Consider the following 22436-nt stretch of genomic DNA (forward strand, 5'->3'; position numbering starts at 1 on the left):
GGAGAGTAAATCATGGGTTTTCAACATGGATTGAGTGGATTAAAGGCAGCTTCAGCCAAGCTGGATGTGACCGGTAACAATATCGCCAATGCCAACACGGTTGGCTTCAAACAGTCGCAGGCTCAGTTTGCTGATGTTTACGCCAATGCACTGGGAGGCGGCAGGAATCAGATCGGGATTGGTACTCAATTAGCAGCTGTCGCGCAGGAGTTTACCCAGGGAAATGTGACGCCTACCAATAACCCGCTGGATGTCGCAATAACCGGGAATGGTTTTTTCCGGACGAGTAACAACGGCACCATCAGCTATACCCGTAACGGCCAGTTTCATCTGGATAAGGATGGATTTCTGGTCAATGCGAGTAATTACAACGTTACTGGTTTTGCAGCGGATGCTTCTGGCCAGATCATTCCCAACATACCGGTCAATCTGCGGTTACCTACATCAGATCTGACGCCCAAGCCAACCGCCAATTTTGCGGCAGGCGTTAACCTGGATTCGCGAGAACAATCTATAGATACTGCAGTATCCCCTTTTGATGCAGCTGATTCGGATACCTATACCCATTCCACTTCAGGCGAAATATTCGACAGTCTCGGTAATTCTCATATATTGAATCTGTATTTTCAGAAAATAGATCCGGTGGCCCCGGCTGCTGCATCGTGGAATGTATTTGCCACTGCGGATGGAGTTGCTGATTCTAATGGTGTACCAATTGGAGTGGAGTTAAATGGTGGTGTTGGTCCACTGGCATTGAACTTTGATTCCAGCGGAATATTGACCAGCCCCGTTGGAGCAATTTCTGCAGAAGTGGATTTTGTTGCATTAGATTCTGTTAAATGGGCAGGCATTCCGCCCCTTCCGTTTTCACTGGATCTGACTCGCTCTACCCAGTTTGGTAACAAGTTCGGCGTCAACATGTTGAGTCAGGATGGTTTTACTTCCGGGCGTCTGGCCGGATACAGCATTTCTGATGATGGCCAGATCAGAGCCAGTTACACCAATAATGTTACGCGCACAGTCGGACAGCTTGCACTGGCAGGCTTTTCCAACCCGAATGGTCTCAAGCCGATGGGAAATAACCAGTGGGGTGAGACCGCCGAATCCGGCCTGCCACTGATAGGTGCTCCGGAGACGGGTATTCTGGGTTCATTGCAATCTTCAGCAGTGGAAGAGTCGAATGTCGATCTGACGACCGAACTGGTCAGCCTGATCATGACGCAGCGGGTCTATCAGGCCAATGCTAAGACCATCCAGACGCAGGATGCAGTGATGCAGTCCATCATGAATATCTGATTAACCCTGATCTGGTGAGTACCTGAAATGGACAGACTGATTTACACCGCGATGACCGGTGCATTGCACACCATGACGCAGCAGGCAACGGTTTCTCATAATCTGGCCAATGCTTCGACTACGGGTTTCCGGGCTCAGACTGATGCTTTTCGGGCAGTGCCCGTTTACGGGGAATCATTGCCGACCCGCGCATTCGTGCTGGATGCGACGACCGGTGCGGATTTCACACCGGGTGTGATCCAGCAGACTAATCGTCCGCTGGATGTGGCGATACAAGGTTCCGGCTGGATTACGGTACAACTCGAAAATGGGGAAGAAGCGTATACCCGGCACGGCAATCTCAAGTTGGATGCTAATGGCATTCTCCAGACGCAACAGGGTTTCAATATAAAAGGAGAATCCGGCCCCATTACCATTCCACCAGACAGCCGTATCGCGATTGGCAAGGATGGTAGCGTTTCGGTACTGCCGTCAGATTCGAGGATGACCGTTGTCTCGATCGTCGGACGGATCAAGCTGGTTGATCCACCGGCAGAGCAGCTCGTCCGGGGAGAAGATGGCCTGTTCCGGTTGAAACAGGGAAAGGAAGCACCGGCCAGTAATAAAGTAGCTTTAATCGATGGTGCGCTTGAGAGTAGCAATGTCAATGTAATCAGCGAAATGGTGAAAATGATCACACTTGCGCGGCAGTTCAATATGCAAATGAAGATGCTCGAAAACGCCCAGCAGAATGCCCAGCAGGCGGGTGAAATCATGACGCTGAGAGGCTGATACGGGTAGATCGCCGGAATGGCGGCATTGCCGGTGAATTTTTAATTACGCTGAAAGGATAACGATATGGTTCGCTCATTGTGGATATCGAAAACAGGTCTGGATGCCCAGCAGACCAAAATGGATGTAATCGCCAACAACCTGGCCAATATCAGTACCAATGGCTTCAAACGGATGCGCCCGGTATTCGAGGATCTGCTGTACCAGACCATCCGCCAGCCGGGTGCGCAGTCATCCGAACGGACTCGCTTGCCTTCCGGTTTGCAGTTGGGAACCGGGGTGCGGCCGGTGGCAACCGAGAATATCTTCTTGCAGGGGAATCTGCAGCAGACTGGCAATACGCGCGATGTGGCGATCCAGGGAGAAGGATTTTTCCAGATCCTGCTACCCGATGGCACGCTGGCTTATACCCGTGATGGTGCATTCCAGTCCGATCAGGATGGTCAACTGGTGACTGCCAGTGGTTTTCCGCTCCAGCCGTCCATTACCATTCCGCCGAATACACTGAATATCACGATCGGGCGGGATGGCACGGTATCCGTCCTGACACCGGGTTCGGCCTCACCAGTACCGGTGGGTAACATTCAACTGACCACCTTCATCAATCCTGCCGGGTTGCAGCGCTTTGGCGAGAATCTCTACCTTGAAACCATGAGCAGTGGCGTACCCAATCCCGGTATTCCAGGGACTAACGGCATCGGGCTTTTGAATCAGGGCTTCGTGGAAACTTCTAATGTGAATGTGGTGGAAGAACTGGTCGAGATGATTCAGACGCAGCGTGCGTATGAAATCAACTCCAAATCGATCCAGACTTCTGATCAGATGCTGCAGAGGTTGGCACAGCTCTGATGAGTTCAGGTTTCTTGGTATTTTCATCGGATTATGCAACTCCCGATTTTATGGATGGACAGTGCTCAGGTGTCATGGAATCGTTTATGAGAAACCGTAGTCGTCTGGGGTTATCCATGCTTATTGTCATGGTCTGTATGGTTTCAGGTTGTGCGATAACGCCCACTCCGAAAGTACAGCAGCCGATGTCAGTGCGTCCGCCTGATCTGCCGGTTATTCCTCCGAGCCAGACCAGCGGAGGGATTTATCAGGCAGTGTTCGACTACCAGGGAAGAGGACGTTATATCCCTTTGTTCGAGGATCGGCGCGCCCGCAGTATCGGCGATACCATCATCATTGCGCTCAACGAGAAGACCAATGCAAGCAAAAAAACCGGCAGCAACGCCCAGCGTGCAGGTGAGATCGGGCTTTCGGTACCATCATTTCTTGGCTTGCCGTTCAAGTCGATTTTTCAGGATCTCGATCTGGAGGCCACATCAAGCAATAAGTTTGATGGCAAGGGGGAGAGCTCCAGTAATAACAACTTCACCGGCACGATCGCCGTTACTGTGTTAGACATTCTGCCTAACGGCAATCTGCTGGTCAGTGGAGAAAAGCAGATCGGCATCAATCAGGGGCATGAGTTCATCCGGCTTTCCGGCGTGATCAACCCGATCAACATCATCAATAACACCGTGTCATCGATACAGGTGGCCGATGCGCGTATCGAATATCGGGGCAACGGTTATCTGGATGAAGCGCAAACCATGGGCTGGCTGTCACGTTTCTTTTTGTCGATTTCGCCCTTCTGAGCATAACGGGAACATATCATCATGACATTATCCAAATGGATCCTGGGTTTCGGGTTATCAGTCTGCCTGATCGTTTCTCACCCGGTTTCTGCTGAACGTATCAAGGATCTGGCCAATATCCAGGGGGTACGTGCCAACCAGTTGATCGGTTACGGTCTGGTGGTGGGCCTGGATGGCACGGGTGACCAGACCCAGCAAACACCGTTTACTGTACAGAGTATTCTCAGCATGCTTGGCCAATTGGGTGTGAACTTGCCGCCTGGTACTAATTTGCAGTTGCGTAACGTGGCATCGGTGATGGTAACGGCAACGCTGCCGGCTTTTGCCAAACCAGGACAGCAGATCGACGTGACCGTTTCATCCATGGGAAATGCCAAGAGTTTGCGTGGCGGAACCCTGTTGATGACGCCCTTGAAAGGAATTGACAACCAGGTGTATGCCGTGGCCCAGGGCAGTCTGGTGATTGGCGGAGCAGGCGCCAGTTCAGCGGGCAGCAGTGTGCAGATCAATCATCTGGGAGCAGGGCGGATCAGTGCCGGTGCTATTGTGGAACGTGCTGTACCGACTGTGCTGGGCCAGGGGGAGTACATCAACCTGGAGTTGCGCGACACTGACTTCACGACCGCACGGCGTATCGTCGATACAATCAACAGCCGCTTTTCGTATGGTACTGCTATGGCGCTGGATGGGCGTGTCATTCAGCTGCGGGCACCCGTAAACAACAATCAGCGCGTGACGTTTATTTCACAGATTGAAGATCTTGATGTCATCCCGGCGCAGGGTATAGCCAAAGTCATCATTAATGCCCGTACGGGTTCGGTTGTCATGAATCAGATGGTGGCCCTTGAATCCAGTGCAGTGGCACACGGCAATCTTTCAGTAATCATCAATACCCAGCCGATCGTCAGCCAGCCGGGGCCGTTTGCACAACGTGGAGAAACGGTGGTCGTGCCGCAGTCGCAAATAGAAGTGCGTTCGGAAGAAGGAAATCTGATGCTGCTGCCGGGATCAGCCAGTCTGGCTGATGTGGTGAAAGCACTCAATGCCATTGGCGCCACGCCACAGGATCTGCTGGCGATTCTGCAGGCGCTCAAGGCGTCCGGATCGTTGCGGGCGGAATTGGAAATCATCTAATTACCTGATTCTGACGACGACATGATCAATTCGCCCGATCTTTCCGGTCAACTGGCCATCGATGCACAAGCGGTCGATCAATTGCGTACTCGGGTTAGGCGCGATCCGCAAGAGGGATTGAAGCAGACAGCCAGGCAGTTCGAAGCATTGTTCCTCAACATGATGATGAAAAGCATGCGGGATGCCACCCCCAAGGAAGGGCTCTTCGACAGTGATCAGTCGCGTTTTTATACGCAGATGCTCGACCAGCAACTGGTACAGAATCTTTCCGAAAAAGGAATCGGTCTGGCGGATATGATCGTGCAGCAACTGTCAAAAACGATTGATGAGGAACAATTGCCGGATAACGCTATCGATCAGGCGGAATCATTATTGACGACCATTACCGGAAAGAGCGGGGAGCCGCTGGTTTCACTGTCGCCGGGGCAAATAAAGGATCTGCCTTCTCAGATCTGGTCGAATCTCAACCGAGCTTCTGTCAAACCCAGCTTTTCTACTGTTTCGCCGACAGGGCTGGCAGGCAGAGTAGGAATTGCTTCCAGCTCGGGAGGGGTCGGCTCTGCTGAACTAGTTGCTGATCATCCCAGGGAATTTGTCCGGGATGTGTTACCGCATGCACGTAAGGTAGCGCGTGAGACCGGGATTCCTGAACATTTCATGATTGCGCAGGCTGCATTGGAAACCGGTTGGGGCAGACATCAGATTCGCCGGGCGGATAATCAGCCGAGTTTCAATCTGTTTGGTATCAAGGCGAGCGGGAACTGGCGCGGAGGAGTGGTGGAAACGGTAACCACCGAATACGTGGACGGTAAACCACAAAAGCTCAGGGAAAAATTCAGGATTTACGATTCGTATGAAGACGCTTTTCGGGATTACGCAAAATTACTGCAGAACAATCCTCGTTACGCAGCCGTGCTGAGAAGCCGCAGTGCCACTGCTTTTGCCTGGGGATTGCAGCAGGCCGGTTATGCAACTGATCCTTCTTATGCGGAAAAGCTGCTGAAGATCATCAACAGTGATGCGTTAAGCATATAGCGGAACTGAAGGCGGGAGAGACTAAATATTTTCTGCAGGCCGTGTCGGTATGCGGCATTCCGTGGTGCTGTAATGACGATGGATTAAGCGGAATTGCCCGGGTGGTGGTGATAATTACCTCAATTCCCTCAGAATTTTGCCGTAAACAAATAAAAATGATTCACGAAAATCGAGGATAAACGATGGCAAACAGTATTATGAGTGTGGGTGTTTCAGGGCTGCAGGCTGCTCAGGTTGCCTTGCTGACCACCAGCCACAATATCAGCAATGCAACCACCCCCGGTTATAACCGTCAGCAGGCCATTCAGAGTACCAATACACCCTTGGCACACGGTAATGGATTTATTGGCCGTGGTGTGCAGGTTTCCACTGTGCAGCGTATCTACAGCCAGTATCTGGTCAATCAGTCTTTGCAGGCCCAGACGCAGAGCAGTCAGTTGGACAGCCACTACAACGAGATCAAACAAATCGACAACCTGCTGGCCGATACGACTTCGGGGCTGACGCCGGCGCTGCATAACTTTTTCAATGCAGTACAGGATATGGCCTCCAACCCGACTTCAATCCCTTCCCGCCAGGCAGTGTTGAGCAATGCTGAGGCGCTGGTTTCCCGGTTTCAGCAGATGGATCAGCGTTTATCGGAAATGCGGGAGGGCGTGAACAGCCAGATTACCAGCAGTGTGGCCGAAATCAACTCGCTGGCGCAGCAGATTGCCGGACTGAATACCAATATTCAGGCAGTAGAAGCTTCGGCCAACGGGCAACCGGCCAATGATTTGCGCGACCAGCGTGATACGCTGATCCGTGATCTCAGCAAACTGGCCAATGTCGATGTCGTGCGTCAGAATAACGGCCATTACAATGTATTCATCGGCAATGGCCAGTCACTGGTGGTGGGTTCAAGCGCCATGACACTCAAGGCAGTAGCTTCGCCAAATGATCCACAGCGTCTGGTAATGGCGATGGACCTGAACAATACGGAGGTATTGCTGCCTGAGCACCAGTTGCAGGGCGGCAGCCTGGGCGGGTTGCTGGCGTTTCGCAGTGAAACACTGGATTCCGTGCAAAACAGTTTTGACCAGCTTGCACAGGGAATTGCCCAAACCTTTAATACGCAACATCAAGCAGGACTTGATCTACAAGGTGCGGCGGGTGAAAATTTTTTTGCGGTGACCGACCCGAACCATGCTGCTGGGAGCATTCGAGTGGCCATCAATGATCCTGCCGAAATTGCCGCTGCAGATGATGATGGGGGTGTGATGAATAACGTTAACGCATTGAAGCTGGCTGGGCTGCAGACAGAAAATATTTTGCCGGGCGGAACGTCCTATCAATCTGCTTATGCGAGTCTGGTCAGCCAGGTGGGCAATAAAACCCGTGAGCTGGAAGTCACCAGCAAGGCACAGGAGAGTATGCTCAATCAGACAGATCAGGCATTACAGTCATTGTCCGGTGTCAATCTGGAGGAAGAGGCGGCCAATCTGTTGCGCTATCAGCAGATGTTCCAGGCTTCCAGCAAAGTGATCGAAATTGGTAATTCACTGTTCGATTCACTGCTCAGAATCTGATCTTTTTTGACAAAAAAAGGAATTTATCATGCGCGTAAGTACCAGCACATTGTATGACCAGGGCGTCAGATCCATGCTGCAGCAGCAGGATGGAATGTTCAGATTGCAGCAGCAGCTTTCATCCGGTAAACGTATTATGACGCCTTCGGATGATCCGATCGGCGCGGCACGTGCTCATGAACTGGCGCAGTCGATTTCGTTGAACACGCAATATACTGACAATCGTTACCGGGCGGCTGACAGTCTCCAGCAAGTCGACAGCACGCTCGGCGGTGTTTCCAATCTGATCCAGAGTGTGCGCACCATGGCGGTGGCTGCCGGTAATCCGGCATTTTCCGACAGTGAACGGCAGATGATGGCGATCGAACTGCGTGGTCATTTCGATGAATTACTGGGACTAGCGAACACCAGGGATGAGCAGGGCAATTATCTGTTCTCCGGTTTTCAGGGAAACACCCGGCCGTTCGAACAAACGGCTAATGGCGTGGAATACAAGGGGGATCAGGGCCAGCGGCTGATACAGGTTTCCAGCTCCCGTCAGTTGCCGGTGAGTGAAACAGGGGAAGCCGTTTTTGGGCCAGATGGTTCAAATATGTTTCAAACCATTGATGGTTTTATTGGTGCACTGGAAACATCCGGTGGTATGCCAGATGGTGCAGTGAGTGCGGCTCTGCAAGAGCTTGATTCCGCGCTGGATAATGTGCTGACTAAACGCGCTGCGGTTGGATCACGGCTGCAGGAGATCGATGCGCTGCAGCAGATCGGTGAGGATACGGCGATTCAGTACCAGCAATCACTTTCACGTCTGCAGGATCTGGATTTTGCACAAGCCATATCCGATATGGTACGCCAGCAGGCACTGCTCGAAGCTGCACAGAAAACCTTTACCCGTGTATCCGGTTTGTCGTTGTTCAATCTTATTTGATTTTTGTCAATCACCCTGTTTCAGTAGGTTTCCGGCATATCAGGTAAACTGGCAGCAATTGATGCATCGCGGGAGATAATGTGAATCGGGAAGATCTATATTTGAGACTGGCGGAGCTTCACCTTAAACGTGTAGAGGTGTTGCAGACAGTCGAATGGCGGATTACGTTGAGTATCTGGACATTTGCCGCCAGTGTTGTCATAGCGAGTCTGGCTAACGCGGATAAATTGAAGCAAATTGTCACAGTTGTGATGCCCGCTGACATACTCGTTATGATAGGGTTTTTCTACCTGCTGCTCTGGGTGCTGTATGCTTTTGTCTTTAGTAAAGAGAACTATAATAGCCTCGTGACGGAACGTAATCGTTATCAACGTATGCAAAACGAGGCCATAAAGCTGGTCGCCGGAAATAGTACAACCGATTTTCTGATTCAGTCTAAATTGGCGAGTGGGGAACCTGCCTTTGATCGCCTTTCCGGTTATGATTGTCTCAAATCCGGCATATGGTGGTTCAAAATAATAACCACGGCAGTCATCATGTTCTTTTCATGGCTACTGGTCGCGATGGTGATTTTGCCAGCTTAGATATTTCTATGGATTGCCAGTAAAAACCTGAATGATTCCATGACGACCACTGGTAAGCCAGTCGGGCTGCAGGTGGAGAGTTCTGGTGGCGACGTCAGCCGGCAAGCCGACCAGCACTTCTGATTTCAGTGTGCGCAGGCATATGGCTGGCCGGCTGAATCGTTCGAAAAAATATCGTTTTTCCATGGTATGCGGCCAGCGACGGTCACCGGCGAAATAGCGATAATTCAGATCTCCCTTGAAGATTACCAGTTCTGTATTTTCAAAAGTTTCGCGAGTAAGTGTTTTATCTTCACAAAAGCAGACAGGCAGCCCAAGGGCTGGGCTGGTACGCAAAATCAGCCGATTCTGATGTAACAATTGCGTGATATCTTTTCCCAGTCGGCGTGACATTGGAATCGATGAAGTCGTCAATTCCGCGATTAAATATTCCAGATCAGTCATAGTGACATCCGAAACAAATATCGGGTAAGGCCTGACGTGCGCAATGATGTGGGAACAATATTTGCTAATCCTGCGAATCAGCAGCAGATCTGCCAGTACATCTATTCCGGCATTATCAAATACAAAATCAATCCGGTGCATTCCGGAAGTAAGCAACCTCTGTGCTGCATTGCTTTCATCTACAAGTAGTGAAATCTGACTGGCATCAGTGATTACCTGCTGACTGAGATCGGCGGTATTCCCTGTCATCGACCAGCGAAGCAATCCGGTAATATCGCGATCGGGATCACAGTAATCGGTTATGGGAGTGAGAGATTCGATGGCCTGCAGGCTGACAGTGTCTTTGAGCGGTCGGAAAGGATCGACTGATGTAGTGGCCGTATATCCGAAGGCCAACAGGATACGGGCATAAAAATAAAGCTCGACTGTCAGAAATGGCATATCTGCCCAGTGCCGCCCGGTATATGGTTTGATTACCTGATCAAGCGGGCCAAAAATTACCGGAGGGAGCGGTGTGATTTCTCCTTCCCGTATTTCTGCTGCCAGTTGTTGCAGAGCCTGGTCTGTACGAGCGTCAGCGTAGTTTGCCAGATTATCCAGAATGGCTGGCAACCGTTCTTCCAGTGTGAATGCTGCGAAAGAATCGGGTTCTCCGGTTGTCAGATGGACGGGAATCCAGGGAGGTTGATGGTATTGCATGGTTACATGATTGTGTTTATGGATAGGCGTCAGAATTGCACAAAATAGAGTGGCGAGGCGAAAGTTGGCCCGATCAGGATGTCGGCTGTTATGAGGAGCTGATATTTCATGACTGAATACTGATTTCTGTAATCGGGTTACAAATTTAAATTGATATCCGGATATGGATTTTCAGGCAAAGACATCCACTCAGGTTATGCTTCTGCCTGCAATTGTCTGGCAAGCAGGTGGATTTCACCGGAAAGCGGGATATTGAATCCTTCGCACAGGATTCGTTGACATTGACGGTAAATATGCAGCGCTTGGTCTGGCCAGCCAAGTTTGATGTAATGTTGCATCATTCGGCGGTAACTGGCTTCCGACAGCGGCTTCAGTTCCAGTACTTTGCTGAGTAACTGGCTGGTACGCTCGTTGTCACCGTGCTGTTCATAAAAATCTGCTGAAAGATTGAACAGGCGGATCAGCCTGTCGAGTAACTGCTCCTGTTTTAAGAGGATCCAGCCGGAGTCGTAATTTTTCAGAAAAGTGCCGCGATAGAGCATCATCAGTTGATCGGTCAGTTCTGTCACGACAGGCTGGTCGCCACATTTCAGTACATGTTCCAGTTTGCAGGAAATTGTTTCGAATATCCATAAATCCAGCCAGCAACAGCCATCGTTCAATGAAACCATACCAGTGTTCAATAGCACGGCCTCTTTGCCAATGAGTTTGCGCAGCCGGTGTAAAGATGTTCCCAGAGAAAGGTCAGCCAAATCACCTTCCGCATCGGGCCATAAAATCTCTTTGAGCAGATTGCCATTAACATTGCGGCCGCCCAGTGCGATGATTGTTGCCAGTAATTCCAGTATTTTTCTCTGGTTTTTGCCGGATTGCATGACTGATTTTCCCGCTATTTCTACCGTCAGCGGACCAAAACTGTGGATTTGCACGCCCATGGACACTTTTCAGTGGCCAAAGAGGTAATTACCAGGAAACATGGAAGACCTCCCATCTTCACCTTATTTTTAAAATAGAAGTTGAACCGCCAATATTTATGGAGGTTGCAACTTTATTTTATGGTTATTATTTATGATTCATTATCTTGCAGCTGGCTGGTATAAATACCCACCAAGCTTATTGCGGCAAACAAGCAGCATCAATAGTTAATTCCACACATATGAGTAAAATAACTTTTGTTATATCCCAGGCTATTTGCCGGGTTTCTGCAGCTTTACTACAAGCTCACCACGTGAGCGGACGCACAATTTTCTGAAAATAGATTGCACCTGATTAGCAATGGTGTATTCACTCACACCGCGTTTTTCAGCAATATCTGCATTAGTCGATCCGGCAATCATGAGGACTGTGATTTCACGTTCAGCCTCTGACAGATTCTCAAAATCCTTCGTATTGATAAGAGAGGAGGAAGCGATAAGGAATCTTTCATCGGAGATGGATTTCTCGGCAAGTTTGCGTCTGAATCCATTAGGGGCAAAGAAGGAGACCAGTTCAGTTCTGGAAGCCATTCCCAGTTTATCCTGCACACGAGCAGTGCAATTAGTGATGGCGCTTTCGGAAAGCCCTAACGTATAGGCGATTTCTTTTGAAGAACGTCCCAGGCCAACGTACTCTGCAACCTGTCGCTCGCGTGGGGTCAGCCCTCGAGGATCAGGATAGGCGGGGTCATTCTTGATTGCGACGATAAAACGACGCTGATCACTGTCGAAGTAGTCGACCAGGGACCACCTGCCGCTGACCAGGCCTTCCCAGTTGGCAAGCGCCTCGTCTACGTTTTCACGCCCCTCTCTGGTCCGGGAATGCTCGATACGTCGCACGATTGCACGCAATGTTGCTCTCGCATCTCTATCTTTTGCAGGGCCCCGGGCATCGTAAACATCCCCATCAGATTCCAGGACAGCTTCGATTGTGGAATTTTCCAGTGATAACGCCGCAGCGATGCTACGCAGGCGCATGGCTGCCCCGAGGTGTGCTGCAATTTGCGGCCAGCGTCGCTTTTCCTGATCGGTTGCTTTCGAAGTTTCTTTGAGCAAAACGCCTATTGATGCGCCACTGCCTACCCCGGATTGGCAATTAATCACCAACAGGTCTCGCATGCGGCTCTTCAAGAGATTCTTGAACATCTTGTGCATGTCAGGGAGCCGGGGAAATACGAGTTCGCTCGCCGTTGCAATGACGGTACCAGTCCGATAGGTGAGATCAAGTGATTTTTCCGTTGCCAGGGTATGAGACATACGGGCGAGATAGGTCAATGCTTTAGGGGTGCCCTCCGAAAAGCTACCGAGGTTAAAAGTAGTGGGGGTACAGTGAAAGGTCCAGCCAAGGGGATTAGTGCCACGACCAAGAAGTGGAGCCGCCTGATCCAGTACCCGCCTCAACCATTGAGAATCATTCCCTTCCAGGTTATAACCTGCTTCAATTATTGATATCCAGTCGGCTTGATTAGGGCTGGTTCGAATAACTCTCATGGGATAGTCGCCTTTTTCTGCTACCAAAGTATGGCAACACTATAAAATGCTCTGGCGATCAAAGCGGAGTAAATATGATGAATATTCCATCTCATGCTCATAACGAACCATATTCATAGTTAAATCAGGAGGATTCCTTTGCTATCTCGAGTAATTGTTAAGTCGGGTTCTCTATTCGATGAGTGATCAAATGGTAGTCGATCAGGTGTCAGTGTTTCCTTTGGATACCTTGATGGCTACTACACCAGACTATAAGCGATCATCCTTTCTGTCAGTATTTGTGGAAGCCGTAGCTTTATGGTTATTATTGTATGAGTCTGGCCTGGCAAGGGATCGATAGCACAATCATATATTTGCCTGGTTATGACAGGCCTCCCTGATCACGTGGCGTATGAGAGTCTATTTTTAGATAGGGTGTAAATAAATATAAGGTCAATTTTTAAACTGAAGCAGTCAGCTTGGTAAGCTGTAACTGCTGTTCGCTCTTGCTCTATTACATGAGCAGAGCGGCTGTTGCTGCTGTAGATCCGAGAAACTGGAAAATATTGCAACCGGGCATTGGCTATGGATATTCATATATAGATATTGTGCTGCCTCTTAAAATATACCGGGCTTTCTGCTGAGTCGGTCGCCAGCCGCGTTATCGATCCGGTCACAATTACTTATATATGCAAATAAAAACCATGCCATAGGTACTTGAAACGTTGCCGGATATTGGTCGTGACGACAGTAATCCAAGCTTCTAAAGGATGATTTCTTTTACATATTTATAAATTTGATAACGCCACACCTTTTTGTATGCCGCAATGTTCGGATATTTATCTCTACTTGTCAAGAGGTTCTTTGGGAAATCTCATTATTTTTCAAGTTTATTGTGTATGTATATGATTATAAATGATAAAAATTGATATGTTCCGAGGATTTGTGAGTTGATTATTTTGGTCCGTTTCTCGTGAATCCGAACATCAGGTTGTGGTTTTCGGCCGACGAGCTGGCAAAGTTGTCCCGGCATCTCGTTACACGGATTCCCGTTTCATCACGTCAGTGCAGGGAACGGGCAAAACGTGAAAAATGGTTATCCAGGGAAGTTCCTGGTAAAGGGGGACCACGTGGCAAGAAAACAGAATTTCTTCCACCCGAGAATATTCTGTCTGAAATTCACCGGTTTCTGAGCAGAAATCCGGATTTCTTCGCTGAGGCAGGAATTTCACCTGAGAGCACTGCTCAGCCCGGAGGGTATCAGGCAAGGCAACCGGTTGGCAGAAGCGGGAAATATGAGGAATCCATCGCTAGAAATCATATTGGTTTGGAGAGTCCGGAGGTTATTTATGTAGCTCACACAGAGCTACGTGATGCGCCAGGTGAGGTTGCCGAGGTGATTCCTGATGACCAAATGATCATCAGCATTGCTGTCAATCCGGCTGATTGGAGACGATATGCCGGATTGAATCCGCAGCGTATCAAAATCATCGATGTGCAGGGAGATGGAATGAAACCCACTTTGCAGCATGGTGATCAGGTGCTGGTGGATACTGCCTGCAATCGATTTGTGGATGATGCAATTTATGCGATCCGGCAGGATGAAGTGTTACGGATAAAACGTATCCGGCTCAAACTGGATGGCTCGATAGAGATCAGGAGCGATAACAGCCACAATTTTGGTATAGAAACGTATAGTAAGGAAGAAGCCGCGGCATTCAACGTATTCGGAAAGATCCTACCGTTCAAGTTTGGAAAATTTGATTTGTAGCAATTTTTAAACCGATCACCTCCCAGACAGCCATTTCATGATTTTATAGTACATTCTAATACATATGGGTTCGAGCATGGATTCTTACTGTAATCCCATATATTTATCAGTGATCCATGCCCGGCGGGTTCCAGTATCGATCTGACGTATAGAATAGACCTTCATGTTCAGGAAATCGTATACTGCCGGATAATATTTCAGTTCCGGCCGGTATGAATGGGGATTCAGATCAGTTGTTGAGGAGGATATGTCGTGAATGGACGGTTTTGCATGTGGCGGCTGCCGGAATTCAGATACGGGCTGGTGTCAGTACTCGTTCCGGGGATGATTCTTTCCGGCTCATGCTTCGGTGAATCGGAAATCAGCCGGATATCGCAATTCCAGCCCTCGGAGTTTCGTATCAGTAGTGGTTTGCGGTATTTTCCTCATTCTTATTTTTCTGTTCAACCGATTCTGGTCTATCCGGATATGCAGTGGACATATCCCTGTTTTCCTTTTGTCAGTTGCGTGGAACTGTACCAATACCGGAGGTATAAACAGCGCGGGAGAAGGCAACCGCCCAGACCGGTGTTCGGGCAAAGAGCATCTGTGGTGGATGATTCTATGGAAGCCTGGCAGGCAGGGTTGCGGCCTGTAGTGGAGCCATTCCGTACCGATGAACACCAGATTGTCCCGGCATTGCGGGATCACAGTCTGATACGGCCGGAATACCGGAAAGCGGGCAGTATTCTTCCCCGCTTTTCCACCGATACCGAATAATTTTTATAGAAAAGTGCTGATGATGGATTCTGAAATCCGAGTACGGGTTTGTTTATCAGGCGATGAAGAAGCACTTGCGCTTATCGGTCAGGCAACGTTTCTAGAATCCTTCGCAGGTGTTCTCGCGGGATCAAACATTCTGGTCCATTGTGCCGGCGCCCATTCTGTTGAATGTTACCGAAGCTGGCTGGTCGACAGCCGTTATAAGCTCTGGCTCGCTGAAGTCAGCCCGGATAATGCCCCTATTGGTTACATGGTCGTATCGCAGGCTGAATTGCCAGTAGTGGATATTTCACTTCGGGATATCGAGTTGAAACGTATTTACGTTTTCAGCAGATTTCAGGGAGAGGGTCTGGGCAGAAGGCTGCTGAAGGAAGCCATTGCTGAGGCACGTGCCTGCAAAGCAGAACGTTTGTTACTCGGGGTGTATGTTCGTAACGATGCCGCAATCGGTTTTTATACCCGGATGGGTTTCCAGAAGTTGGGATATCGCAAATTCAACATGGGTGGGCAGGAATGCGATGACTATATCATGGGATTAACATTGTGACATTCTGGAGCGAGTCCAAATTGCTGCCAGCTTTCCTAATTTTCCTGTCTGAAGAAATGTTATAAACTCTTTATCCCTGCCGACACGGTATCCGCATTTCATAAAAGCGGGTGTGTAATAAATCTTAAATAAATTAATAATATGGTTAGAAGTGTGAAATGCATCAGGCTTGGGCATGAAGCAGAAGGGCTGGATTTCCCCCCCTACCCGGGAGAGCTGGGGAAACGGATTTTTGATAATGTTTCCAAGGAAGCCTGGGGCCAGTGGATCAAACACCAAACTATGCTGGTCAACGAGATGCGGTTGAATCTGGCGGATATCAAAGCACGCAAGTATCTTGCCAGCCAGATGGAAGCCTATTTCTTTGGGGAAGGTGCTGATCAGCCGGCAGGCTACATTCCTCCCGATAAGTAAATCAAGTCGGATAATCCGGGCGATAGCGGCCTGATTTTTGTATTCCAGAAATTTTGAGCAGTGACCTTGTGATAAATAATGAACCAGGTATGGCACCGGTAATCAAGCTGGATATGCCCGCTGCCAAACAATTTCTGAACCGTGAACTCAGCCAGATTGAATTTAACCGCCGGGTATTGGCGCAGGCGGAGAATGAGGAAACGCCTCTGCTGGAGCGCCTGCGTTTTATCTGTATCGTCAGCAGTAACCTCGATGAATTTTTTGAAGTGCGTGTTGCCGGGCTGAAAGAACAAATCAAGCTGGATGCTCCCAGTTCCGGTGCGGATGGCCTAGCGCCGGGCCAGGCATTCGAACGGGTATCCGAGCAGGTGCGTGAGCTGGTTTCCCGGCAATATCAACTGCTCAATGACAATATTCTTCCTGCGCTTATGGAACAGGGCATCTGTTTCCTGCGGCGCGATTCCTGGAATGATAGTCAGCGCGAATGGATCAGGGATTTTTTCTTTCGCGAGCTGATGCCGATGCTTACACCCATTGGTTTGGATCCTTTCCATCCTTTCCCGCGTATATTGAATAAAAGCCTGAATTTTGCGGTCGCGTTGGAAGGAAAAGATGCTTTTGGCCGTAATTCGGGTGTTGCAATCGTTCAGGCGCCGCGTATTTTACCGCGTGTCATACGGCTGCCGAAAGAAATCAGTGGCAGTCCCTATAGTTTCATATTTCTGTCGTCCATTATCCATGCTCATGTGGGTGAACTTTTTACAGGTATGCAGGTGGTGGGTTGTTACCAGTTCCGTGTCACCCGTAACAGTGATTTATTCGTTGACGAAGAAGAAATAAAGAATCTCCGTATCGCATTGCAGGGCGAATTATCGCAGCGTCATTTGGGGAATGCGGTCAGGCTCGAGGTGGCAGATAGTTGCTCGCAACAGATGGTGGAATTTTTACTGGGGCAGTTTTCTCTTGGAAATGAAGATTTGTTCCAGGTAAACGGTCCAGTCAATCTGGTACGGCTGATACAGGTTTTTGACCTGATCGATCGGCCTGATCTTAAATTTCCGCGATTCATTCCCGGCTTGCCTTTTTTTTCAGAGAAAAAGAAAGCACATAACATTTTCGAGCTGATCAGTAAGGGCGACATATTCCTGCACCATCCTTATCAGTCGTTTCAACCGGTCGTTGAATTCATTCAGCAAGCTTATTTGGATTCGGATGTGATTGCTGTCAAGCAGACTGTTTATCGTACCGGTTCGGACTCAACGCTGATGGAGTCGCTCGTGGCAGCGGCCAGGCTGGGTAAGGAAGTTACGGTAGTAGTAGAGTTGCTGGCTCGGTTCGATGAAGAAGCTAATATCAACTGGGCAAAACAACTGGAAGAGGTGGGCGCTCACGTCATTTACGGGGTATTTGGCCATAAAACACATTGCAAAATGGCGATGATAGTACGGCGTGAAGCGGGACAGTTGAAGCGCTATGTTCATCTGGGTACAGGCAATTATCACCCTGGTACAGCCCGTGTTTATACTGATTTCGGCTTGTTGACCTGCCATGAGGAAATCTGTACTGATGTCAGTGAGGTATTTTTACAGCTTACTGGATTGGGCAAAGCAAGCAAGCTGAAGCACCTCTGGCAATCACCATTCAGTTTGCATGGGCAGATACTGAACAGCATTCAACAGGAAATAAAGCATGCTAACGCAGGAGAGCCTGCTGCCATCATCGCCAAAATGAATGCGTTACTGGAACCGTCTGTCATTCAGGCACTTTATGCAGCTTCCAGTGCAGGTGTGAAAATTGATTTAATTGTGCGGGGTGCTTGTGCACTGCGTCCTGGTGTGCCGGGGTTATCGGAGAATATCCATGTGCGTTCCATTGTCGGGCGATTTCTGGAGCATACCCGCATTTTCTATTTTCTCAATGCAAAGCAGCATAACGTCTATCTCGCAAGTGCTGACTGGATGTACCGGAATTTTTTTCGTCGCGTTGAGATTTGTTTTCCGGTACTCGATCCGAGGTTGAAGAAACGGGTAATCCTGGAGGGATTGAAGCCTTATCTGCGTGATAACGTACAGGCTTGGGAGATGAATGGCGATGGCCACTACAAACGAAAATCTGCCAGGAAGAACAACAGATTCAGTGCCCAGGAAGTTTTACTCGAGAAGCTTGCAGCGGTAAAACAAGACACTGTCGAATGATTGCATGGAATCAGATAAAAAAATACCCCGCAGTTCCGGTTGATTGCTTTCCCGGAAGTCTGCGGGGGTGTGGAAAGGTTTCTTTGGATTACTTGATGATGGCTTTCAGTTCACCACTCAGGTAACGGTTTGCCATGGTTTCCAGTGAGATCGGTTTGATCTTGCCAGCCTGGCCAGCGGATCCGAAAGCTTCGAAACGGGCTTTACAGATATCCTTGGCAGCTGCGGTAGCGTCTTTCAGAAATTTGCGCGGATCGAACTCGCTTTTGTTTTTTACCAGATGGCGTCGGATCGCTCCTGTCATTGCCAGACGGATATCCGTATCGATGTTGACCTTGCGCACGCCATATTTGATGCCCTGCTGGATTTCTTCTACCGGCACTCCATAGGTTTCTTTCATATCTCCGCCATATTCACGGATGATTTCCAGCCATTCCTGGGGAACGGAGCTGGATCCGTGCATAACCAGATGAGTATTGGGGATACGCTCATGAATTTCCTTGACTCGCTGGATAGCGAGAATATCGCCTGTGGGTTTACGAGTGAACTTATACGCACCATGAGAGGTTCCGATTGCAATTGCCAAGGCATCCACACCCGTTTTCTTGACGAAATCGGCTGCCTGCTCGGGGTCGGTCAGCAATTGATCATGTGACAACTGCCCCTCGGCACCATGGCCATCTTCAGCTTCGCCCTGGCCTGATTCCAGCGATCCCAGGCAGCCCAGTTCACCTTCCACGGAAACCCCTACGGCATGTGCCATTGCAACTACTTTGGAAGTGACATCGACATTATATTCGTATGATGAAGGGGTTTTTCCATCTTCTTCGAGCGATCCATCCATCATTACGCTGGAAAAGCCGCTGCGAATGGCATTGATACATACAGCAGGTGAAGCACCGTGATCCTGATGCATGACCACGGGAATATGCGGGTAAGCTTCGACGGCAGCAGCAATCAGATGACGCAGGAATGCTTCTCCGGCGTACTTGCGCGCACCAGCTGAACCTTGCATGATCACCGGGCTGTCGCATTCATCAGCGGCTTGCATAATTGCATGAATTTGCTCCAGATTATTGACGTTGAAAGCCGGAAGTCCATACTCGTTTTCAGCTGCATGATCCAGTAACTGACGTAAAGATACGAGTGCCATTGAAGTCTCCTTTAAATAAAATGAATGTATTGATTTCCTGACGAAACTAAAGCTTTATATTTTCTGAAATAAAATCATTCAGCAGCAGGTAACAGTAAAATGACGATACGCCTGAATCAAAATTATAAACCTGCTGAGTATAAATTATTTTCATTACCAGTCTGGCACTGCCTGGCAGTGATACTGTTTATTTTTACAGATTCTGCGGATCAGAGAAAGATTGTTGAACCTCTTCTCTTACTGCTTGTGCAGCTTTTTTAGAACTGCCTACTCTGATGATCTTCATGGTGTTTGTCCCGCCAGCTTTACCAACCGGTTCACCAATCGTCATGATTATCAAATCTTCGTCTCGTACCGCACCGCGTTTGAGCAATTCATCTTCAGCCATGCTGAGGATAATTTCTGGGTCACACAGCCCTTGTCCGAATTCTATGGGGTAAACACCCCGGAAAAGGGTGACTTTACCCAAGGTATCCTCTTGCGGGCTGAGTGCAAAGATCGGTGCTTTCGAACTTCTGCGAGACATGAATAACGCTGTTACACCACTTTGTGTCAATGCTGCAATTGCCTGGATATTGAGTGAACCGGCGGCGTACATGGTAGCGCGTGCGATGGCATCTTCGATACTGACAGATTGTGTATCCGGGGAACGACGGGCTCTCAAACTAGGTATATATTCCTTTTCTGCTTCGAGGCAAACTCTGGCCATGGCTTCGACGGCTTCAACCGGGTACTGCCCCGCGGCCGATTCGGCGGACAGCATCACTGCATCAGTACCGTCCAGTACGGCATTGGCAACATCTGATACTTCTGCACGTGTTGGAATAGGGTTGGAAATCATGGATTCCATCATCTGCGTAGCGGTAATCACCAGCTTATTTGCTTCACGGGCAGATCGTATCATGCGTTTTTGCAAGGCGGGAACGGCGGCATCTCCTACTTCGACTGCCAGATCTCCACGGGCTACCATGATGGCATCAGAGGCTTCCAGAATATCATCCAGTGCCAGAATGGCTTCCGAGCGCTCGATTTTCGCCATGAGCAAACTATGCCCCTGAGCTTCCTGCATCAACGCGCGTGCACGTCTGATATCGTCACCGGAGCGAGGGAAGGATACTGCGAGATAATCTGCTCGAAGGACCGCGGAAGTCTTGATATCCAGTAAATCTTTCGCAGTGAGTGCAGGTGCACTCAGCCCGCCACCTTTCCGGTTAATACCCTTATTATTGGAAAGAATTCCACCCTGCACAACTTCACAAAAGATTTCACTCTCTCTGACTTTGGCCACAGTCAGAACGATACGCCCATCATCTAATAAGAGCGTGGCGCCTGCTTCGACATCATTGGGTAGCTCCCGATAGTCCAGTCCGACCCGTTCCTGGTTTCCCAGCTGACATTCTGCATCGAGTATGAACTCATCCCCGGTTCTGAGTCGAATTTTCCCCTGCTCAAATTTACCGATACGAATTTTTGGCCCTTGCAAATCAGCCAGTACACCGACTGTACGACCGAGCGAACGGGCGAGCGAACGGACCAGTTCCACGGAAGTAATATGCTCATCTTTTGTTCCGTGTGAGAAATTAATACGGATGACATCGACACCTGCCTCAAGCATCCGTCTCAGCACTTCAGAATCACTGGAAGCCGGTCCTAGCGTTGCTACAATTTTTGTTCTTCTCATCATTTCTGGAATTTCCGGAAGAAAATCTTCTCAGACCTCACTTCGCACGTAATTCCAGAATCTCGACAGCAGGTAATTTCTTTCCTTCCAGGAACTCCAGGAATGCTCCGCCGGCAGTGGATATATAGGAAACCTTATCGTAAATATCGTACTTTTGAATGGCAGCGATTGTGTCACCCCCTCCCGCCAGAGTAAAGGCATCTGTTTCAGCAATTGCCTTGGCTATGGCACGTGTTCCTTCTCCAAATTGGTCGAATTCGAATACACCGACCGGGCCATTCCACACTACTGTGCCGGCTTTCATGATGATATCGACCAATTCCTGGGCACTTTTAGGCCCGATATCAAAGATCATGTCGTCATCAGAAACAGTGTTGGCCGATTTTAGAACTGCAGGTTCATCTGCAGCGAATTTTTTCCCGACGACGACATCTACCGCGATGGGAATCGTTGCATTACGCTTATTCATTTTGTCCATCAGGGATTTTGCAACAGGTACCAGTTCGTCTTCGCACAGAGATTTTCCAATATTGTTTCCTGCAGCCTTGAGGAAAGTATTGGCGATTCCTCCGCCGACTACGAGCTGATCAACTTTTTCAGCAAGCGATTCCAGCACGGTCAGTTTGGTGGAAACTTTTGATCCGCCTACGATTGCCACTAGCGGATGTGCAGGTTTATGCAGGGCTTTTGTCAGCGCATCGAGTTCTTCGGTAAGCAAAATACCTGCACAGGCAACTGGTGCATATTTGGCGATACCGTGTGTCGAAGCCTCTGCGCGATGTGCTGTGCCAAAAGCATCCATGACGAATACATCACACAAATCGGCATATTTTTTTGCGGTTTCTTCGAGGTTCTTTTTTTCGCCCTTATTGATCCGGCAATTTTCCAGAACTACCAACTCTCCAGGCGCAACTTCGAATCCACCGTCTACCCAGTCTCTGATCAACCGGACAGGCTTTCCCAGTCTCCGGGCAATATCATCTGCAACCGGCTGGAGAGAGTTTTCTTCTGTCCACACACCTTCTTCCGGACGTCCGAGATGAGAGGTCACCATGACTTTTGCGCTTTGTTTCAGGCAGTGGTTGATCGTTGCCATCGAGGCAGTAATGCGCGCATCTGATGTCACCTTTCCATCTTTTACAGGGACATTCAGATCAGCGCGGATGAAGACGCGTTTGTTCTTCAGATCGAGATCGACAAGTTTAATAACGGACACGTTGACTCCAAATTAGCTGGTTACAGGCTTTAAACTATGGGAGAAAGGGGCGCTCTGATGCTCAGCCAAAAATTGCGGGAACAATCTTTACGCTAAGACGGGCGCATCATCACAAATATTTTTACAGATCTGTGAATATTCACATCTCAGGTTCCCT

At 49.2% G+C, this 22436-nt stretch carries 20 protein-coding genes; 14 read left to right on the forward strand and 6 right to left on the reverse strand.

All coding sequences use genetic code 11. The features are described from left to right. Positions 1-12: 12 nt before the first annotated feature. The 9 genes from flgE to ABUL11_RS01115 all read left to right on the forward strand — a co-directional run bounded on the left by flgE (position 13) and on the right by ABUL11_RS01115 (position 8953). Positions 13-1296 carry a flagellar hook protein FlgE gene (flgE, locus tag ABUL11_RS01075; protein WP_350282016.1) on the forward strand — a complete coding sequence of 428 codons (1284 nt, stop codon included), beginning with the start codon at positions 13-15 and terminating at the stop codon, positions 1294-1296. A 27-nt stretch (positions 1297-1323) separates the two neighbouring features. Then, entirely contained in the window at positions 1324-2067 is a 744-nt protein-coding gene (flgF, locus tag ABUL11_RS01080; RefSeq protein ID WP_350282017.1) for a flagellar basal-body rod protein FlgF, read from the forward strand. A 66-nt stretch (positions 2068-2133) separates the two neighbouring features. Continuing rightward, the gene (flgG, locus tag ABUL11_RS01085) at positions 2134-2916 is read left to right on the forward strand and encodes a flagellar basal-body rod protein FlgG (protein WP_350282018.1); all 783 of its coding nucleotides are present in this window, start codon (positions 2134-2136) and stop codon (positions 2914-2916) included. 50 nt (positions 2917-2966) lie between these two features. After that, positions 2967-3707 (forward strand): flagellar basal body L-ring protein FlgH, encoded by a 741-nt coding sequence (locus tag ABUL11_RS01090; protein WP_350282071.1) that lies wholly within the window; start codon positions 2967-2969, stop codon positions 3705-3707. Between the two features lie 21 nt (positions 3708-3728). Next, the gene (locus ABUL11_RS01095) at positions 3729-4841 is read left to right on the forward strand and encodes a flagellar basal body P-ring protein FlgI (RefSeq protein WP_350282019.1); all 1113 of its coding nucleotides are present in this window, start codon (positions 3729-3731) and stop codon (positions 4839-4841) included. A gap of 21 nt (positions 4842-4862) precedes the next feature. Next, complete coding sequence (gene flgJ, locus ABUL11_RS01100) at positions 4863-5876, forward strand: flagellar assembly peptidoglycan hydrolase FlgJ (RefSeq protein WP_350282020.1); 1014 nt, start codon at positions 4863-4865, stop codon at positions 5874-5876. 182 nt (positions 5877-6058) lie between these two features. Next, positions 6059-7444, forward strand: coding sequence for a flagellar hook-associated protein FlgK (gene flgK, locus ABUL11_RS01105; protein WP_350282021.1), 1386 nt, complete (start codon positions 6059-6061; stop codon positions 7442-7444). Positions 7445-7472: 28 nt separating this feature from the next. Further along, entirely contained in the window at positions 7473-8369 is an 897-nt protein-coding gene (gene flgL / locus ABUL11_RS01110) for a flagellar hook-associated protein FlgL (protein ID WP_350282022.1), read from the forward strand. An 80-nt stretch (positions 8370-8449) separates the two neighbouring features. Beyond that, positions 8450-8953 (forward strand): hypothetical protein, encoded by a 504-nt coding sequence (locus ABUL11_RS01115; protein ID WP_350282023.1) that lies wholly within the window; start codon positions 8450-8452, stop codon positions 8951-8953. 6 nt (positions 8954-8959) lie between these two features. Here the strand turns inward: ABUL11_RS01115 and ABUL11_RS01120 are convergent, their stop codons facing one another. The 3 genes from ABUL11_RS01120 to ABUL11_RS01130 all read right to left on the reverse strand — a co-directional run bounded on the left by ABUL11_RS01120 (position 8960) and on the right by ABUL11_RS01130 (position 12561). Beyond that, entirely contained in the window at positions 8960-10096 is a 1137-nt protein-coding gene (locus ABUL11_RS01120) for a damage-control phosphatase ARMT1 family protein (RefSeq protein WP_350282024.1), read from the reverse strand. A gap of 194 nt (positions 10097-10290) precedes the next feature. Next, entirely contained in the window at positions 10291-11031 is a 741-nt protein-coding gene (locus tag ABUL11_RS01125; RefSeq protein ID WP_350282025.1) for a bacterial transcriptional activator domain-containing protein, read from the reverse strand. Between the two features lie 252 nt (positions 11032-11283). Beyond that, entirely contained in the window at positions 11284-12561 is a 1278-nt protein-coding gene (locus ABUL11_RS01130) for a helix-turn-helix transcriptional regulator (RefSeq protein ID WP_350282026.1), read from the reverse strand. 952 nt (positions 12562-13513) lie between these two features. On the opposite strand from ABUL11_RS01130, the gene ABUL11_RS01135 reads away from it, so the two are divergent. From ABUL11_RS01135 to ppk1, 5 genes are all read left to right on the forward strand, one after another. Further along, the gene (locus ABUL11_RS01135; protein WP_350282027.1) at positions 13514-14311 is read left to right on the forward strand and encodes a S24 family peptidase; all 798 of its coding nucleotides are present in this window, start codon (positions 13514-13516) and stop codon (positions 14309-14311) included. Positions 14312-14563: 252 nt separating this feature from the next. Then, positions 14564-15070, forward strand: coding sequence for a hypothetical protein (locus ABUL11_RS01140; protein WP_350282028.1), 507 nt, complete (start codon positions 14564-14566; stop codon positions 15068-15070). Between the two features lie 19 nt (positions 15071-15089). Next, on the forward strand, positions 15090-15620 hold the full coding sequence (locus ABUL11_RS01145; RefSeq protein WP_350282029.1) for a GNAT family N-acetyltransferase: 531 nt from the start codon (positions 15090-15092) through the stop codon (positions 15618-15620). Positions 15621-15761: 141 nt separating this feature from the next. Beyond that, entirely contained in the window at positions 15762-16034 is a 273-nt protein-coding gene (locus ABUL11_RS01150) for an oxidative damage protection protein (RefSeq protein WP_350282030.1), read from the forward strand. Between the two features lie 89 nt (positions 16035-16123). Beyond that, positions 16124-18229 carry a polyphosphate kinase 1 gene (gene ppk1, locus ABUL11_RS01155; RefSeq protein ID WP_350282072.1) on the forward strand — a complete coding sequence of 702 codons (2106 nt, stop codon included), beginning with the start codon at positions 16124-16126 and terminating at the stop codon, positions 18227-18229. A gap of 88 nt (positions 18230-18317) precedes the next feature. Here the strand turns inward: ppk1 and fba are convergent, their stop codons facing one another. The 3 genes from fba to ABUL11_RS01170 all read right to left on the reverse strand — a co-directional run bounded on the left by fba (position 18318) and on the right by ABUL11_RS01170 (position 22279). After that, the gene (gene fba / locus ABUL11_RS01160; RefSeq protein WP_350282031.1) at positions 18318-19382 is read right to left on the reverse strand and encodes a class II fructose-bisphosphate aldolase; all 1065 of its coding nucleotides are present in this window, start codon (positions 19380-19382) and stop codon (positions 18318-18320) included. 193 nt (positions 19383-19575) lie between these two features. Beyond that, entirely contained in the window at positions 19576-21066 is a 1491-nt protein-coding gene (pyk, locus tag ABUL11_RS01165) for a pyruvate kinase (protein WP_350282032.1), read from the reverse strand. A 34-nt stretch (positions 21067-21100) separates the two neighbouring features. Further along, the gene (locus tag ABUL11_RS01170) at positions 21101-22279 is read right to left on the reverse strand and encodes a phosphoglycerate kinase (RefSeq protein ID WP_350282033.1); all 1179 of its coding nucleotides are present in this window, start codon (positions 22277-22279) and stop codon (positions 21101-21103) included. Positions 22280-22436: the final 157 nt, after the last annotated feature.

It is taken from the genome of Nitrosomonas sp. (assembly GCF_040256045.1).
Classification (GTDB): Bacteria; Pseudomonadota; Gammaproteobacteria; order Burkholderiales; family Nitrosomonadaceae; genus Nitrosomonas.